Annotated in this window: 17 protein-coding genes; 8 read left to right on the forward strand and 9 right to left on the reverse strand. The window is 63.8% G+C overall.

From position 1 onward, the window contains the following. Positions 1-12 precede the first annotated feature (12 nt). Positions 13-771 carry an SDR family NAD(P)-dependent oxidoreductase gene (locus NKK50_RS01865; RefSeq protein ID WP_023682129.1) on the reverse strand — a complete coding sequence of 253 codons (759 nt, stop codon included), beginning with the start codon at positions 769-771 and terminating at the stop codon, positions 13-15. A gap of 116 nt (positions 772-887) precedes the next feature. Between NKK50_RS01865 and NKK50_RS01870 the strand changes: the two genes are divergently transcribed. Both NKK50_RS01870 and NKK50_RS01875 read left to right on the forward strand, forming a co-directional pair. After that, positions 888-1,616: an AzlC family ABC transporter permease gene (locus NKK50_RS01870; RefSeq protein WP_023688041.1), complete on the forward strand. Its 729-nt coding sequence runs from the start codon at positions 888-890 to the stop codon at positions 1,614-1,616. Further along, complete coding sequence (locus tag NKK50_RS01875) at positions 1,613-1,909, forward strand: AzlD family protein (protein WP_023688042.1); 297 nt, start codon at positions 1,613-1,615, stop codon at positions 1,907-1,909. The genes NKK50_RS01870 and NKK50_RS01875 overlap by 4 nt, the downstream gene beginning before the upstream one ends. 155 nt (positions 1,910-2,064) lie before the next feature. Here the strand turns inward: NKK50_RS01875 and NKK50_RS01880 are convergent, their stop codons facing one another. The 3 genes from NKK50_RS01880 to NKK50_RS01890 all read right to left on the reverse strand — a co-directional run bounded on the left by NKK50_RS01880 (position 2,065) and on the right by NKK50_RS01890 (position 5,544). After that, positions 2,065-3,909, reverse strand: coding sequence for an aminopeptidase P family protein (locus NKK50_RS01880; protein ID WP_023688043.1), 1,845 nt, complete (start codon positions 3,907-3,909; stop codon positions 2,065-2,067). 104 nt (positions 3,910-4,013) lie between these two features. After that, the gene (locus NKK50_RS01885) at positions 4,014-4,886 is read right to left on the reverse strand and encodes a 50S ribosomal protein L11 methyltransferase (protein ID WP_023682125.1); all 873 of its coding nucleotides are present in this window, start codon (positions 4,884-4,886) and stop codon (positions 4,014-4,016) included. A gap of 82 nt (positions 4,887-4,968) precedes the next feature. Then, the gene (locus NKK50_RS01890; RefSeq protein WP_023682124.1) at positions 4,969-5,544 is read right to left on the reverse strand and encodes an SCO family protein; all 576 of its coding nucleotides are present in this window, start codon (positions 5,542-5,544) and stop codon (positions 4,969-4,971) included. Positions 5,545-5,725: 181 nt separating this feature from the next. Here NKK50_RS01890 and NKK50_RS01895 point away from each other — a divergent pair, with 181 nt between their 5' ends. From NKK50_RS01895 to NKK50_RS01905, 3 genes are all read left to right on the forward strand, one after another. Further along, complete coding sequence (locus NKK50_RS01895) at positions 5,726-6,244, forward strand: CreA family protein (RefSeq protein ID WP_352543048.1); 519 nt, start codon at positions 5,726-5,728, stop codon at positions 6,242-6,244. Between the two features lie 106 nt (positions 6,245-6,350). Next, positions 6,351-6,992 carry a DapH/DapD/GlmU-related protein gene (locus NKK50_RS01900; RefSeq protein ID WP_023697007.1) on the forward strand — a complete coding sequence of 214 codons (642 nt, stop codon included), beginning with the start codon at positions 6,351-6,353 and terminating at the stop codon, positions 6,990-6,992. A 382-nt stretch (positions 6,993-7,374) separates the two neighbouring features. After that, on the forward strand, positions 7,375-7,806 hold the full coding sequence (locus tag NKK50_RS01905) for a low affinity iron permease family protein (RefSeq protein ID WP_023750938.1): 432 nt from the start codon (positions 7,375-7,377) through the stop codon (positions 7,804-7,806). A gap of 26 nt (positions 7,807-7,832) precedes the next feature. On the opposite strand, the gene NKK50_RS01910 is transcribed toward NKK50_RS01905, so the two are convergent. Continuing rightward, positions 7,833-8,699 (reverse strand): SDR family NAD(P)-dependent oxidoreductase, encoded by an 867-nt coding sequence (locus tag NKK50_RS01910; protein WP_352499726.1) that lies wholly within the window; start codon positions 8,697-8,699, stop codon positions 7,833-7,835. A gap of 132 nt (positions 8,700-8,831) precedes the next feature. Between NKK50_RS01910 and NKK50_RS01915 the strand changes: the two genes are divergently transcribed. Next, complete coding sequence (locus NKK50_RS01915; RefSeq protein WP_023668298.1) at positions 8,832-9,113, forward strand: hypothetical protein; 282 nt, start codon at positions 8,832-8,834, stop codon at positions 9,111-9,113. A gap of 12 nt (positions 9,114-9,125) precedes the next feature. Here the strand turns inward: NKK50_RS01915 and NKK50_RS01920 are convergent, their stop codons facing one another. Continuing rightward, complete coding sequence (locus tag NKK50_RS01920; RefSeq protein WP_023668299.1) at positions 9,126-9,701, reverse strand: TMEM175 family protein; 576 nt, start codon at positions 9,699-9,701, stop codon at positions 9,126-9,128. Between the two features lie 153 nt (positions 9,702-9,854). Here NKK50_RS01920 and NKK50_RS01925 point away from each other — a divergent pair, with 153 nt between their 5' ends. Further along, positions 9,855-11,063 (forward strand): MFS transporter, encoded by a 1,209-nt coding sequence (locus NKK50_RS01925; RefSeq protein WP_352460243.1) that lies wholly within the window; start codon positions 9,855-9,857, stop codon positions 11,061-11,063. A gap of 3 nt (positions 11,064-11,066) precedes the next feature. Here the strand turns inward: NKK50_RS01925 and NKK50_RS01930 are convergent, their stop codons facing one another. Continuing rightward, positions 11,067-12,539 (reverse strand): MATE family efflux transporter, encoded by a 1,473-nt coding sequence (locus NKK50_RS01930; protein WP_023739847.1) that lies wholly within the window; start codon positions 12,537-12,539, stop codon positions 11,067-11,069. A gap of 198 nt (positions 12,540-12,737) precedes the next feature. Here NKK50_RS01930 and NKK50_RS01935 point away from each other — a divergent pair, with 198 nt between their 5' ends. Next, the gene (locus NKK50_RS01935; protein ID WP_023668302.1) at positions 12,738-13,526 is read left to right on the forward strand and encodes a L,D-transpeptidase; all 789 of its coding nucleotides are present in this window, start codon (positions 12,738-12,740) and stop codon (positions 13,524-13,526) included. A gap of 78 nt (positions 13,527-13,604) precedes the next feature. On the opposite strand, the gene NKK50_RS01940 is transcribed toward NKK50_RS01935, so the two are convergent. After that, positions 13,605-15,080 carry an esterase-like activity of phytase family protein gene (locus tag NKK50_RS01940; protein WP_352543049.1) on the reverse strand — a complete coding sequence of 492 codons (1,476 nt, stop codon included), beginning with the start codon at positions 15,078-15,080 and terminating at the stop codon, positions 13,605-13,607. Positions 15,081-15,241: 161 nt separating this feature from the next. Continuing rightward, on the reverse strand, positions 15,242-16,267 hold the full coding sequence (locus NKK50_RS01945) for a LacI family DNA-binding transcriptional regulator (protein ID WP_023705534.1): 1,026 nt from the start codon (positions 16,265-16,267) through the stop codon (positions 15,242-15,244). Between the last annotated feature and the right edge of the window lie 74 nt (positions 16,268-16,341).

Genomic DNA, 16,341 nt, shown 5'->3' on the forward strand with positions numbered 1-16,341 from the left:
CGCACTGCACGGCTACATCCGCATCAAAAGACCGCCGTCGACTGCCAGTTCGATGCCGGTGATGTAGCTTGCCGCGTCGGAAAGCAGGAACAGCGCGGCATTGGCCATGTCCTGCGGCGTGCCGATGCGGCCGAGCGGCGCATAATTGGCAACGGCCGCGCGTTTCTCCTCGGTGTCCCAGCGCGCCTGCAGCGGCGTCAACGCCATTCCCGGGCAGATCGAATTGGAGCGGATGCCATCGCCCGCCAACTGCATGGCGAGCGACTTCGACAGCGCACAGACGCCGGCCTTCGATGCCTGGTAGGCATCCTGCGGGGTCGGATCGCCGCGATACCACTGGATGGTGGAGAAGTGCACCATGGCGCCGCCGCGTCCGCCGGCCCGCATATGCGGAACCACCGCCCGCGCGGTGTGGACGAAGGATTTCAGATTGATGTTGAAGACCTGATCCCAGACATCGAGGTCCATCTCGAGGGCCGATTTGTCGCGACCGAACCAGAGCACGCCTGCGACATTGGCGAGATAATCGATGCCGCCGCGCTCGCGGCCCGCGGCATTGATGGTCTGCTCGACGAAGGCGGCGTCGGTGAGGTCGCCCTGGGCAAAGGTGAGCCGGTCGTCATAGGCGGCAAGCGACGCCGGACGCGGCTTGACGTCGATGGCGGTGACCGAGGCGCCGGCATCGAGCAGCGCCAGCGAGATCGCCTCGCCCATACCGCCACCGGCGCCGGTGACGACCGCGTGCCTGCCGGTGAAGTCATAAGCGATCATCCGAACCCCCTCATTTGTTTTTACAACATCAGTTTCGCTGATTTGTTGGCTCAAGCGAATTCGTCTGACTTTTCAAACGCCGGCTCCTACATAGCAGCGCGAAATGGGAATGTGACATGTCGGCAGAGACCTTAAGCGAAAATTCCGTGGCCAGCGACTTCTGGGACGGCGTGCGGCTGTCGATGCCGGTGGTTGTCGCCGCGGCGCCATTTGGGCTGCTGTTCGGCGCCATCGCCGTCGACAACGGCTTTTCCGTTCTCGAAGCTTTCTTGATGAGCGCGCTGATCTTCGGCGGCGCCAGCCAGATGGTCGGCATCGAATTGTTCGGCCAGCATGTCGCGCCATGGCTGATCGTGCTGTCGATCTTCGCGGTAAACTTCCGTCACGTGCTTTACTCCGCCAGCATCGGCCGGCGAATCGCGCACTGGCCGGTTATCAGCCAAGCGCTGGGCTATTTCGTGCTCACCGATCCGCAGTTCGCGGTGGCGGAGCGCAAGGCCGAAGCCGGCGAGACCGTTGGCTTTGCCTGGTATATGGGCCTTGGCCTGCCGGTGTATGTGTTCTGGGGGATCGAAAGCGCGCTGGGCGCGGTTTTCGGCAAGCTGATCCCCGACACGCATGCGCTCGGCATCGATTTCCTGCTGCCGATCTATTTCCTCGGGCTGGTCATGGGCTTTCGCAAGCGGCCGCTCTGGCTGCCGGTGGTGATCGCCAGCGCCGCCGCGTCGATCATTGCCTACCAAACTGTGGGATCGCCCTGGCACGTCTCCGTCGGCGCCGCTGCCGGCGTGCTTCTGGCCGTCATCCTGCCGCCGCACCATAGCGGCGTGGAGGCAAAACGATGAGCGCGACTTTGTGGATCATCATTGCCGGCGCGCTCGCCACCTATCTCACCCGCGTCGGCGGCCATCTGGTGATCTCGCGTTTCGACCACATCCATCCACGCGTCGAGGCCGGCTTGAACGCAGTGCCGGCGGCGGTGCTGACGACGCTGGTGGCGCCCGCCGCACTCAGCGCCGGACCGGCGGAATGGGCGGCACTGGTCGTCGCCGCTGTGGTCTCGCTGCGCGGCGGCCTGATGGCGATGTTTCTGGCCGGGGCGGTGGTGCTGATCCTCGCCCGGCAGTTTGTGGCATAGGGCGCCTGCGCGCGGAACAGTTTCGAACTGTCGGCGCCGCCGCTCATTGCCCTGCCGGGCGTTCGTCACTCGAAAAGCCAAGCAATTGGCTTTTCGTCCGCTTCGCGGACCGCTCCTCACCTCCCCGTATAGTGACGGGGAGAAAGAAGCTCATTTCAGATCTTGGCATCATGCGGCAGTGGTGCCGTCGCCTTCTCCAGCCAGGCCAGCGTCTCGCCGTCGAGCATCGGGCCGATCTCGGCCAGCACCCAGGCATGGTAAATATCCAGCCAGTGCAACTCCTCGCGCGTCAACAGGTCGGTGCGGATCAGCCTGATATCGATCGGCGCCAGCGTCAGCGTCTCGAAACCGTGCATGGCGATGTCGCCGCCCTCCACCTGTTCAGCCGGTGTCACCAGGATCAGGTTCTCGATGCGGATGCCGTAGGAGCCTTCCTTGTAATAGCCGGGCTCGTTGGACAGCATCATGCCGGCCATCAGCTTTTCGGTGCCGGTGCGGGCGATGCGCTGCGGCCCTTCATGCACGGCCAGATAGGAGCCGACGCCGTGGCCGGTGCCGTGGGCAAAGTCGCAGCCATGCTTCCACAGCGCCATGCGCGCCACCGCGTCGATCTCCGAGCCGCGCGTGCCGGCGGGAAAGCGCAGCGTGGAAATGCCGATCATGCCCTTCAACACCAGCGTGAAGCGCTCGCGCATCTCCTCGGTCGGCTGGCCGATCGGCACGGTGCGGGTGATGTCGGTGGTGCCATCCTGATACTGGGCACCGGAATCGAGCAGGAACAGCTCGCCGTTTGCCAGCTCGCGGTTGGTGGCGCGCGAGACGCGGTAGTGCATGATGGCGCCGTTCGGGCCGCTGCCGGAAATGGTGTCGAAGGAGACGTCGCGCAGCGGCATCTGCGTTTCCTCGCCGGTCTGCCGGCGCACCTCCTCCAGCTTGGTGACAACGGTTATTTCGTCGAGCGTGCCCGGCTTCTGCCGTTCCAGCCAGCACAGCAGTTTCGCCACCGCCGCCCCGTCTCGGCGGTGCGCGGCGCGGCTGCCGGCGATTTCCGCCTGGTTCTTGGTGGCGCGCGGAATGCGGGCGGGATCGGCTGCTGAAACAAATGTGCCGCCATTGTCCTCGACCAGCATTCTCAGCTTTTCCGCCGCCAGTACCGGATCGAGCGCGATCTTGGCGCCGCCCTTGGCAAGGGCTGCGACCGCCGCCTCGAATTCGCCGGGCTCGTACAGATCGGCGAGTTGGGTGAGATAGGCGGCAACCGTGCGCGAAAACTTGCGCTGGTCCATGAACAGCTGGTGCTTGCCATCTGCTGCAAGGATCGCAAAGCCGAGCGCCAGCGGGGTGTGCGGCACGTCGCCGCCACGGATGTTGAAGGCCCAGGCGATCGAGGAGGGGTCGGTGAGCACGGCGTGTGACGCGCCCTCCTTGCCGATTACCGCCGCCAGCCGCGCCAGCTTGTCCTTGGCGAGTTCCCCGGCAAAGCCGATCGGGTGGATTTCGACCGGCGCCACGGGCGGCGCCGGCTGATCCTTCCAGATGATGTCGATCGGGTTCCTGTCGAGCGGCACCAGCGTCGCGCCGGATTGCTCGGCCGAGGTTTTCAGCGCCTTGACCTCAGCGATCGTGTGCAGCCAGGGGTCGAAGCCAAGCCTGGCGCCCTTGCCGAGATTGTCCTTGATCCAGGAGGCCGGCGGGTTGTCGACCAGGCTCTCGTTTGCAAAAATGTCGAGATCGACTTCGTGGCGCACTTGCAAGGTATAGCGGCCATCGACGAACATGAAGGCGCGGTCACGCTGCACAAGTGCTACGCCGGCCGAGCCGCTGAAGCCGGTCAACCATTTCAGCCGCGCCGAGCGATCGGCGACATACTCGCCCTGGTGCTCGTCCGCGCGCGGCACAAGGAAACCGTCGAGGCCATTATCCGCCAGCCATCGCCGTAGCAACGTCACGCGCGGCTTGCCGACGCTGGGGTCGCCTGCGGAATCGAAGGTCTGGAACATGGTATGCCTCCTGTATCGGGCGCGACCGTAGCGCATGACCCGGAAAACCGGAATCGATTTTCGCCAATCGCAACAGGCTCGGATTGTCCAAAGCGCGTTGCGTCTCAGTGCTTGAGGTGGATCGTCACCCAGCCTTCGCGGTGCAAGGTTCTGACATGGCGGAAATTCTGGCCGACATAGGCCGAGATCACCGCATTGCACTGGCGCTCGAGGATGCCGGACAGCACGATCGAGCCGCCGAGGCTGATGTGCCTCGCCATCTCAGGCGCCAGCCGCATCAGCGGCCGCGCCAATATGTTGGCGACGATGAGGTCGAAAGGCGCGCGCTTGCCGAAGATCGGGTGGTGGAAGCCGGGCGCCGTCACCGTTTCGACCAGTGCCTTGACGTGGTTGAGGCGGGCGTTGGCGGCGGCGACCCTGACGGCGATCGGATCGATGTCGGTCGCCAGCACCGGAATATGCGCCAGTTTGGCGACGGCGATCGCCAGCACCGCGCTGCCGGTGCCGAGGTCGAGGGCATTCCTGGGACGTTCGCGGCGCACGACCCGTTCCAGCATTTCGAGGCAGCCGGCAGTGGTCCCGTGATGGCCGGTGCCGAAGGCAAGGCCGGCCTCGATCTCGATGGCGAGTTCGCCGCTGTGGCGCTTCCGGCGGTCATGCGCGCCATGGACGAAGAAACGTCCGGCGCGCACCGGTTTCAGTCCCTCCAGCGAGCGCGCCACCCAGTCGATGTCGGGCAGAACCTCGCGCTCGATCGGCTTCGACAGGGACAGTCCGGCAAGGCTGTCCCTTAGCCGCGCCTCAACCGCGTCGACATTGCCGTCGGTGTAGAGCGAAACCTCGTAGATGTCGCGGTCTTCATCGACTTCGAGCACGGCGATCGGCAGGCCTTCATCCTCGAAAGCCGGTTCGAGCGCGGCAAAGATGCGGTCGGCCTCGATCTTCCCAGCGATGAAGTGGAGCCTGGTCTGACCCATCAGCTGTTCTCTTGCTTGAGCATGATCTCTGGACAACACTTTTCTGTCCGAGAAAACCGGATTCCACATTTCGGGATCATGCCTAGCCTGCCGCCAGCCGCTTCAGCTTGGCGATCGCGGTATCGGCGCTTTCGCCATAGGCTATGGTGCCCGAAAACTCGCCCTTGGCGTTGAGCAGCAGCGCGGAGGCGGTGTGGTCCATCGTGTAATCGCCGTCGCCGGTGTCGACCTTCTTCCAGTAGATGTTGAAGGACTTCGCCATGGCGTGCACCTTGTCGGGATCGCCCGATATGCCGACGATGCGGTCGGAGAAATTGCTGACGTAAGTGTTCATCACCGGCGGCGTGTCGCGCTCTGGATCGACGGTAACGAAGTAGGCGTTGAGGTTCTTGCCGTCGTCGCCCAGCGCCTTCAGCCAGCCGGCCATTTCGAACAAAGTGGTCGGGCAGACTTCCGGGCAATGGGTGAAGCCGAAGAAGACGATGCTGGGTTTTCCCCTGAAGGCGGCTTCGGTGATTGGCGCGCCTTTCTGGTCGACCAGCGTGAATGGCGCACCATACGGCTCGCCACCATAATGGCCGCGATAGAAGTCAAAGGTGAGCCAGCCGATGCCCGCCGCCATCAGAACCAGAATGCCGACCAGAATTGAACGCATCATCAGGAAGTGTCCGTCGCAGAAATCGAGCGCCGGATCGGCGCTCCTGTTGGCGAGCAGTCTTAGCCGGTCGCAGGGAGCAAGGCAAAGATGCCGCGTTGCCGCAACCGGGCTGGACGCTACCTTGCAAACAGCTGGCCCTTATCCCACCTGAGAGCGGCAAACCGAACCTGAGGAGGCTCCCTTGCAAAGACGGACTGGGCAGAGACGGATTGGGCAGAAACTGATCGGCGGCGCGCTGGCCGCATGCATTGCCCTTGGCGCCGGTGCCGCCGCGGCAGAGGAGGTCGGCAAGGTCGGCGTCGATTGGGTCGGCAACGACATCATCGTCGAGGCGATCAAGGACCCCAAGATCGACGGCGTGACCTGCCATGTCTCCTATTTCGACCGCAGCGTCATCGACCGGCTGCACAAGGGCAACTGGTTCGAGGATCCGTCTGATTCCTCGATCTCCTGCCGCCAGACCGGGCCGATCACCATCGGCGACATCGACATGAGCGAAGGCGGCGAAGAGGTGTTCAAGCAAGGCATCAGCCTGATCTGGAAGAAGCAGGTGGTGAACCGCATCTACGACAAGAAGAACGAGACGCTGATCTATCTCTCGCATTCGCGCCAGGTGCAGAACGGCTCGGCGAAAATGTCGGTGACGACCGTGCCGCTGTTCGGCCAGAACGTGGTGTGGACCGGCGGCAAGCCGAAATAGCGGATCCTGTGTCAGCGCAATTGCTCTGACGGACGATTGGCCCGCTTGCGGGACCAATCGCGACGCGACAATTGCTTCCGCAATTGCGCGGGGGTAAATCCGCCAGATGGACCGTACCGAAAACCTCGTCCTGAAAGATCCCGAGCCGCGCATCCATCCGACCGCGGAGCTGAAAGCGTGCAAGCTTGGCCGCTATGCCTCGATCGGCGAACGGGTGGTGCTGCGCGAGGTCAATGTCGGCGATTTCTCCTATTTCGAGCGCCACGCCGAGGCGATTTACACGACGATCGGAAAATTCTGCTCGATCGCCGCCAACAGCCGCATCAATGCGCTGGAGCATCCGATCGAGCGGATCACGCAGCACAAGCTCAGCTACCGGCCGAACGAGTATTTCCGCTGGCTGGGCGTCGACGCGGCGTTCCGCGCGCGGCGGCAGGCCAAGGCGGTCAGCATCGGCAACGATGTCTGGATCGGCCATGGCGCCGTCATCATGCCCGGCATCAGCATCGGCAATGGCGCCATCGTCGGCGCCAATGCGGTGGTGACGCGGAATGTACCGGCCTACACAATCGTCGCCGGCGTACCGGCGAAGCCGTTGCGCATGCGCTTTCCCTCCGAGATCGCGGCGCGGATCGAAAGCCTCGCCTGGTGGGACTGGCCGCCGGAGAAACTCGCCAAAGCGGTTCCCGACATGCAGGCCTTGCCGATTGAGGATTTTCTCCATCGCTGGGAGCAAGAGCATTCCTGAGAGCTCGCCGCGCGTGCGCGGTTTCATCGACTGGCTGGCCGAAATCCTGGCGCCAAAATTCTGAACGGCACGTGTCGGGAGGAGTTCCGCTGGTCTGCGGCAACGCAACGAACCCCTTCCGCCATGCGGGGGTGGCCCAGCGGAAGGGGCTTGGAGACAAATCCGCGTGAAGCGGAAGGAACAGGTTTTTTGCCTGCATGGTGACTAATGGCAACAAACCGATAAGGCGGCTTTTCACGGCGCTGCGCCTTTGGCGTGCATACAATTGCATCAGCGATGCCCTCTGCGACAGGGAACCGGAAGCGGCTGCCGGTTGTTTATTGTTGGAGCGATGAATGCGGCCTTGGTCAGCTCGTCGCGCTTAGAACGGTCGAGGATGTGAATGATCGAAAAGCTGTTTACCAGAATCGCCAACACCGTTTCGCACTTGGCGGGCCTGCCGCCGACTTTCATCGCCTGCTGCGCCATCGTTATCGTCTGGGCGGTAAGCGGGCCATTCTTCGGCTTTTCCGATACGTGGCAGCTCGTCATCAACACGGGAACGACGATCATCACCTTCCTGATGGTGTTCCTGATCCAGAACACCCAGAACCGCGACGGCGCCGCGGTTCAGGCCAAGCTCGACGAACTGATCCGCGTCAGCGAGGGCCACAATCATTTCATCGGCATCGAGCACCTGACCGAATCCGAGGTCGAGGAGATCAGAGACAAATGCGAGCGGGCGGCAAAACGCCATGACCACGAGCTCGCCGAACTGGCGGGCAAGAAGGCCGTCGCGCAAAAGCGCACCGCGAAAAAACGCGCGCCCGCCTGAGTCTCGGCTGTGGCTGAGTTCGACGATCAGTTTCCCATAAAGGCCGCGAAAGCGTCCTTATGGTCGGGGTGCCAGCGCGAGAGAGCAGGCCGGTTCTCGATGATGTCGCCGATCGCCCAGGCCATGCGCTTTTCATCGGTCGGCCGCATCACCTCATTGTCGGGGCAGAGGATGTAGAAGTCCCCGCGCGCCAGCGAAGCCAGCATGAAGTCGACCACCTGCTCGCCGGTCCAGGCGCCAGCGGGTTTTTCGACCGCTCCTTCGGTGAGGCCGGTGAAGGTGAAGCCGGGAATGAGAAGATGCGCCGCGACCTTCGCGCCCGGCTCGTTGCGCAATGCGTGCGCCAGGCCTTCGGTGAAAGTCTTCAATGCCGATTTGGAGACGTTGTAGGCGAGATTGCCGGGTGGCGTGGTGATGCCTTGCTTGGAGCCGGTGTTGATGATCAGGCCCGGCTCTCCGGAGGCCAGCATGGCCGGCGCAAAGGCCTCGACGCCATGTACGACGCCCCAGAAATTGATGTCGATCAGCCGCTTCCAGGCGTCGCCGTTCTCCCACGGTTTTCCCGGATTGTTGCCGACGCCGGCATTGTTCATCAGGAGCGATACGGCGCCGAAAGCGGCATGCGTCTTTTCCGCCAGCCGGCCGAGTTCGTCGGCCTTCGACACGTCGGTGGCGACGGCAAGCGCGGCATTCTCGCCGGTGATCGCGGCGACTGCCTGGCGGGCCGCATCGAGGCGCGCGCCGCCAATGTCGGCCAGCACCAGTCTCATGCCCATAGCCGCCAGCCTTTTGGCGGCGGCAAGCCCGATGCCGCTGGCGCCCCCGGTGACGATGGCGACGTTGCCTCGGCTGAGGGCGGGCAAAGCGGATTGGATTTCGGCGTCGGAGGTCATGATCTTTTTCCTAGGGTTCGGGTGGCGCCGAACTTAGCGCGGGACGCGCATCGTGCAAGGCCGTCCCGCGTGTTCGGGTTGACCGCATCAACGGCGGCCGTGCATGCTGCGGCCGAACAGGGAGACTGCCGATTGACCGACTGGGTTGCGATCCTGAAGGAGCAGACCGCCACCGGCGACCAGATGGGCCGCGAGGTGCCGCAGATGCTTGCCAATCCGGACATAAGCGAAGCGCAGGTGAAGACCTTGTTTTCGGCACTCGAAAAACAGGCCGAGTTCGTCGAGAAATTGCGCATGGCGCTGGAAAAATTCGGCCATGATTTTTCGATCATCAAGGCGGCCGAGCGGCTGGAGGAGCGCTATGCCGACCTTGCGGCGTCGGTTGCCGAAAAGCTGAAGGCGATGCGCAAGTAGAGACGTCCTACGCTACTTTTCCAGCACCCGCGAAAAACGCGTGTCCGGCACGAACCAGACGGCGGCCACCAGCACGAAGATCGCAACGCCGATCCATTGGTTGACGAAGGCAAGCGGGACGGCTGCGGCGTAGAGGGCCACCGAGATCTTGCCCTTGCGGTCATTGCCCAGCGCCTTGGCGAAGGCGGTGTCGTTGCCGTGCAAATGGTGCAGCTTGGTGGCGAGAAAGGTGTAGGCGACCGCGCACAGCACCAGGTCGATGCCATAGACCGCGACGGGGACGGGCGCGAAATGGTTCTCGCCCATGAAGGCCGTCGTTGCCGGCATCAGCGACAACCAGAACAGAAGGTTGAGGTTGGCCCACAGCACGCGGCCGTCGACCCTTTGGACGGTGTGGAACATGTTGTGCAGATTGTTCCAGTAGATGCCGACATTGATGAACGACAAGACATAGCTGAAAAAGATCGGCCACAGCGGCAGAAGCGCTGAAAAATCCTGGCCATGCGGCACTTTCAGCTCCAGCACCATGATGGTGATGATGATGGCGACCACCCCATCGGTGAATGCCTCGACTCTACCTTTTCCCATGGATTCTCCCTCTCGATGGAAAGACGTTAAGCGAGGACTTCGGGCAAGACCATCCTGACAAGGTTGTCAGGATGAAGTTCGGCGCGTGGAACGGCCATCCTTACATGGACGTTGGGGCGCAATTGGGCGTTGGGCGATTGGCCGGAGGTTGCCATGACCAGCTATGCCGAGACCACGACGCGCGACAACGGACTCGATGGCCGGCCCGCGATGGCCGCGGTTGCCGCCATGATCGCCGCGCTGTTCGCCGGCAGCACGGTGCTGACGCCGCTTTACGTCATCTACAAGCAGGCCTTCGGTTTCTCGCAGATCACGCTGACGCTGGTCTACGCCGTCTATGTCGTCGGCAATCTCGGCGCATTGCTGATGTTCGGGCGCTTGTCCGACGGCATTGGCCGCCGTCCTGCGGCGCTGGCGTCGATGGCCATAGCGGTGGTCAGCGCGGTGGTGTTCCTGCTGGCCGAGAATGTCGCATGGCTCGATGTCGCCCGCATATTGAGCGGCCTTGGCATCGGCGTCGGCGCGGGAACCGGCACGGCCTGGCTTGCCGAGTTGATCGAGGGTAAGGACAAATCGCGCGCGGCAATCATCGCCACCAGCACCAACTTCGTTGGCCTTGGCCTCGGCGCGCTGGCATCGGGCCTGCTCGCCGAATATGCGCCCTGGCCGTTGAGACTAACGTTTGCGGTCTATCTTGCCTTGCTCGTGGTGGTGACGCTGTTGATCTGGCGCACCAGGGAAACCGTTTCGCGGCCGGGAAGGCTGGCCGATGTTTCGCTGCGGCCGCGGCTGTCGGTGCCCGCTGATATCCGCGCCGCTTTCGTGGCGCCGGCCGTCACCGGCTTCGGCGCCATGGCGCTGGTCGGCTTCTATGCAGCCCTGGCGCCGAGCATCCTGGCGCAGCAGCTGCATGTGGCCAACCATGCCGAGGCTGGCGGGCTGTTCTTTGAACTGTCGATCGTTGCGGCCGCGACCATTCTGGCCACGACCCGACTGTCCAGTCGCGCCGGCATGCTGGCCGCGCTGGCGCTGATGATCCCGGCCGTAGGGCTGATGGTTGCTGCTCAGTTTTTCGCGTCGATGTCCCTGATGGTTGCCGCCACCGCTGTGTGCGGCGTGGCGGCGGCGCTCGGCTATCGCGGCGGCCTGCAGGTGGTGAGCCAGATCGCACCTGCCGAGCGTCGCGCCGAATTGGTGTCGGCGTTCTTCATCTGCTGCTTCTGCGGCAATGCGCTGCCGGTGATCGGCATTGGGCTGCTGTCGAGTTGGGCCACTCCGACGACGGCAAGCCTGGCCTTCGCCGGTATGATCACGCTGTTCTCTGTCGTAGCGCTGGGGTTCGGCGTCAAATACGCGCGCTGAGCCTCACCCGCTTGGCGTCCCGGGCGCCATGTTTGCCCGTCCGCGCGGGATGCCGAGGCCGGTGTCGGGCGGCTCGCCGGCGGCCGGCCGGTCCTCGATCATGTGCATGGTGCGCCAGCGGCCGAAGCGATAATAGGCGGCGGCCAGCACCAGCGAGGTGATCGATCCCGCCGGAAAACTCCACCACAGCGCTTCCTCGCCGATGTAGCTCCTGAAGAAGTAGGCAAAGCCGGTACGCACGACCATCACGGAAATCACCAGAATGATCAGCGGCGGCATCACGGCACCGGTGGCGCGCACGGTCGCGAACAGCACGATGGTGACGCCGAACAGGATGAACGACCAGGACGCCACCTTGTTGATGTGGGCTGCAATGTCGATTGCGGTGCTGTCCCCGCTAAGGAACAGGCCGAGTACCGGCCTGTCGAAGAAGAACAGCAGCGCCACCAGGGCGCCGGTGAGCACCAGGTTGAAGCCGACGCCGGACGCCGCGATCCGACCGATGCGGTCCCACCGCCCTGCGCCGACATTCTGGGCCGCCATCGACGAGACTGCGGCGCCGATCGCCAGTGCAGGCATCTGGATATAGGTCCACAGCTGCGCCGCGATGCCATAGGCGGCGGCGACCTGCGAGCCGTAGGAGTTGACGATGCCCATCACGGTCAGCGCCGCCGCCGAAATGACGATCATCTGCAGGCCCATCGGCACGCCCTTGAAGACGACGATCCTGAGCAGCGCCGGATCCGGCCGCAGCAGAGCGAGGTTCGCGCCGGCGAGCCGCAACGGATGCTTTCTGGCATAAAGCACGACGAGGATGGCGATCACGCTCACCGTCTGGCCGATCAGCGTCGAGGTGGCGGAGCCGGCGATGCCGAGCTCGGGGAAGGGGCCGATTCCGCGAATGAGCAGCGGATTGAGGATGATGTCGAGCACGACGGCGAGCGCCATGAAGAAGAATGGCGTGCGCGAATCACCCGCACCGCGCAGCACCGTCATGACGAAGGACAGAAGATTCATCATCGGCACGGCGACGAAGATGATGCGCAGATAGGAGCGCGCCAGCGGCAGCGCATCGGGCGGGGTGCCCAGTGTGTTGAGGATGGCGTCGACCCAGATCCAGCCGCAGACGGCGAAGATAGCCGAGACGAGGAAGAAGAAGCTGGCGCTGGTGCCGACGATGCGCCGCGCCTCGGGCAGGTCGCGGGCGCCGACCGATTGCGCCACCAGGATGGTGGCGGCCATGCCGATGCCGAACACGGTGCCAAGAATCAGGAACAGCACCAGATTGGCGTTTGAGGTCGCCGTCAGCGCCGATTCACCGAGGAAGCGGCCGACCCAGACGGCGTTGATCGAACCGTTGAGCGACTGCAGCACATTGGAACCGAGCACCGGAAGCGCGAACAACAGCAGCGTGCGAGGGATTGGGCCGCTGGTGAGATCGCCGGTGCGCCGGCGCGGTAGTATTTTTTCGTCCATGGGCTGTTCGGCGAAGGTTCATCTCAAAGTCCGCCCGGCAATGATCGCCGATTTAACGGACAAGGTCGATGCGGCATTGGAACATGCCACCTGGCGGCTTCACGCTAATCAGTTCTCAAAACATTCGGAATGGGATATGGGTCGTCGCCGCGTGGGGTCGCATATCCTGTTGGATATGATGAATAAGCTGGGGGGATCATGTCCGACAATCCGCTTTTTTCCGAGCGCCTGAACCGGCGCGCGTTTCTTGGAATATCCGCTTTGGGTGCCGCTTCCATGGCGCTTTCAGCCTGCACCACGACCGACGTCGTGGTGCCGCCAACGCCCGCTCCGGCGCCCGAACCGGCTCTGGGCGATGCCGCCACCATGTATTCGGCGCGCGTCGATGAGGGCTTTTCATTGCCGGCAATCCCCGTGGCCAAGCTCGATCCGAAGTTCGTGCGCCAGATCGTGGACGATCCGACCGGCGAAAAACCCGGCACGATCGTCGTCGATACATCCGAGCATTTTCTCTATCTGGTGCGCGATGGCGGCAAGGCAATGCGCTATGGCGTAAGCCTCGGCAAGGCCGGGTTTGGCTGGACCGGCAGCGCCGTGATCCAGGCGCGCAAGAAATGGCCGGTGTGGACGCCGCCGCCGGAAATGATCCAGCGCCGGCCGGAACTGGCGAAATACAAGGACGGCATGCCGCCCGGACCGCAGAGCCCGCTCGGCGCGCGCGCGCTCTATCTGTTCCGCGACGGCAAGGACACGATGTACCGGCTGCACGGCACGCCGGAATGGGATTCCATCGGCAAGAACGCGTCGTCGGGCTGCGTGCGCTTCATGAACCAGGACATCATCGACCTCTACAGCCGGGTCAACGGCGTAGCCCAGGTCTATGTGCGCCCGAACCTGTCGGCCGCGGGCAAGATCATGGCTGTGTCGAGCCGGACCGCCGAGCCGATCGATGCCGGCGTGCCAAGGGATGCGGAGATTTTGAAATAGGTGCCTTCACGGCATCGCTGATCGCCGACAAACGGTTAGAGGCGGACGCGCCGGGCGCGTCCGCCTCTCCGTATACGGCTACTTCTTGGCGAGGCCCGGAAGCGTGACCTGATAGACCAGGAACATGGTATCGACATCGGCGCCGTCTTCGGCCTTGTAGGGCGCGCCGACCTGAAAACCGTCCTCGGTGAGAAAGTCGTTATCGTTGCCGACGAACAGGAAATAGTCGTCGGGCAGCGCCGGATCGAGCACGCTGACCACCGACATTGCTTCCCACTTCTCCGACAGATTGTTCTTGTCGTTGGGCTTGCCGTCATGCAGGCCGAAACGGCCGAGTTCCTTGTTGTCGTTGATGTCGATGAACGGCGTCAGCTTGGCCGGCGTCACCGAGGGGTCGAGCACGCCCTTGGGCGCCAGCGGCTTGTCGGCGGCATCGAAGGCGCCGCCGGCAATGTCGGTGGCGCCAGAGACGTCGACGACGAAAATCTGGCGCAGCAGCGAAGTATCGCCCTTCACCCCCTGGCCGTTTCCGCTGTCGCGCGCCAGCATCAGGAAGGTCTTGTCGGACAGCGCCACGATTTCGCTCTGCGCGGCGACCTTGGTCTTGTCCTTGGCGTCCTTGAACACCGGCAGCGGCACGGCATATTCATGCACCAGCTTGAGATGGGCCGGGTCGGAGGCGTCGTAGACCAGCGCGCGGGTGTTCTGGCGCGTCGCGGGCGAATCGCCGCCATCCTGGCGGGGCGCCGACTGCAGCACAGTGATCAGCGACTTGCCGTCCGGCGTCAGCGCCATGCCTTCGAGGCCTTGATTGTTCTGGCGGCCGGTTTCGGGATCCTTCGGATCGGGTTCGGCTGCACCGGGGCCCGGATTGTCGGAGGCGAAGTTCGGCGCGCCCTTGCGCATCGGCACCAAAGCGGCGGGCGGCTGCGTTGCCGACAACAGATGGCCGTCGGCCGAGAAGCGGTAGATGTTGGGGCCGTATTCGTCAGAGATGAACATGGTGCCGTCGGGCAGCCGCGCGATCGCCTCATTGTCGAGCGCCAGCTTGCCATTGGCCTCGGGCAGGATCGGCAGGTCGCCATTGGCCGCGCGCACGCCGTTGAGCGGATCGAGGCCGGTGGCGTCAGCGCCCTTGTCGTCGGTGAGGAGCAGGGAATCGGCAAGCGTCGCCTTGACGCCTGTCTGTTCCTGGCCGGAGGTGGGCGTGGCGCCTAGTGCTACCGGCGTGAACTCGATGCGAATAGTGTTGAGGCGCGGCCGGTAATCGGTGGTGCCGACGACATTGTAGCCACGGTCCGGCAGCAACCAGAGCGAGCCCTTGTAGCCGTCCGCGCCACGGGTCCAGCTTGCGGCGTCGATGGACATGCCGGAGCCGGAGCCGAAGGTCTCGCCGAACTTGTCCTTCTGATCGGCCGGGATGCGGCCGACGCCGACCAGGCCCTTGTTGACGAAGCCACCAACGGTGGCTGTGCTGTCGGCAAGGGCAGGGGTCAGGGCGGTAAACAGCGCCAGCGCGGCGCCGAGCGACACGGTTCGGTGCGAGATTTTCATGGAGATCCTCTTTGTGACAAGCCTTGAGCGGCGCAAAGGGGCCACCGCATCGCATCGACGATGTCGCCCTCTCGCAAAGCGGTCTAGGACGCGAACATGATACTTGCGTGACAGAGCGGGCCTCTTCCTTCTCCCTTGTGGGAGAAGGGAGAGACGCACTATCAATCGCTGTCGCGCGCGATCAGCTCCAGCGGCCAGACTTCGCGGATGATGCGCGGACCTTCCGGGCCGGCAAAGGCGGGAAGCGAGGCCAGCAACATTTCGGCCAGCCGCCGGCCCATCGGCTCCAGCGACGGACGGAAGGCGGTCAGCGCCGGCGAGAAATAACGGCAGAGCGGCGTGTCGACGATGACGATCACCGCGATGTCGTGGCCGGGCCTGATGCCCATCTCGGCCAGTGCTTTGCAGCCGCCGAGCGCCATTGCGTCATTGTTGAAGATGATGGCTGTGGGCCGGTCCTTGGAGAGCATCACGCGCGGCGTCACCTGGTAGCCTCCGGCCTCGTTGATGAAGCCGTCAGCGATCAGGCCGGGGTCGACTTCGATACCATGCCGCTTCAGCGCCTTGCGGTAGCCGTCGAGGAACAGGTAGCCGAAGTTGAGATCAAGCGAAGGGCGGATGGCGGCAATGCGGCGGTGGCCGCGCGCGACCAGCCGGTCGACGGCTTCATCACCCGCCCTCTCGAAATCTATATCGAGCGAAGGATAGGTGTCGTCGCCGGATTGACTTCGGCCAAGCGTGGCGAAGGGAAAGCCGGCCTTGCTGAGATAGTCGATTCGATCGTCTTCCCGCCGTGTATTGGCCAACACGACCGCGTCGGCCCGGCGCGTCTCAACCACGCGGCGCAGCCTCTCCTGCTGATATTGGCCGGGCTCGCCCATGACGACCATCAGATCCAGGTCATCCTCGGCAAGTCGGCCCTGCAGACCGATCAGGAACGGGATGAAGAACGGTTCGCCATATTGCTGGTCGCCCGGATGCGGCTGCAGCATGAAGGCGATCGAATGGGTGGTGCCTTGCCGCAGACTGCGGCCGGACTGGTTGGGCGAATAGTTCAATTGCTTGGCGGCGGCGAGCACGCGCTGGCGGGTGTCGGCATTGACGTCGGCGCGGCCGTTCAGCGCCCGCGACACGGTGCCGATCGAAATGTTCAGGTGACGCGCAAGGTCATGGATGCTGGACGCCAAGGACAGTTCTCCCCCTGTCTTGGCTAGCACCGGCTGCCGCCCAGGCCAAGGCTTCGGGATGATTTTCGCTGGCA

It is taken from the genome of Mesorhizobium sp. M0001 (assembly GCF_040324255.1).
GTDB lineage: Bacteria > Pseudomonadota > Alphaproteobacteria > Rhizobiales > Rhizobiaceae > Mesorhizobium.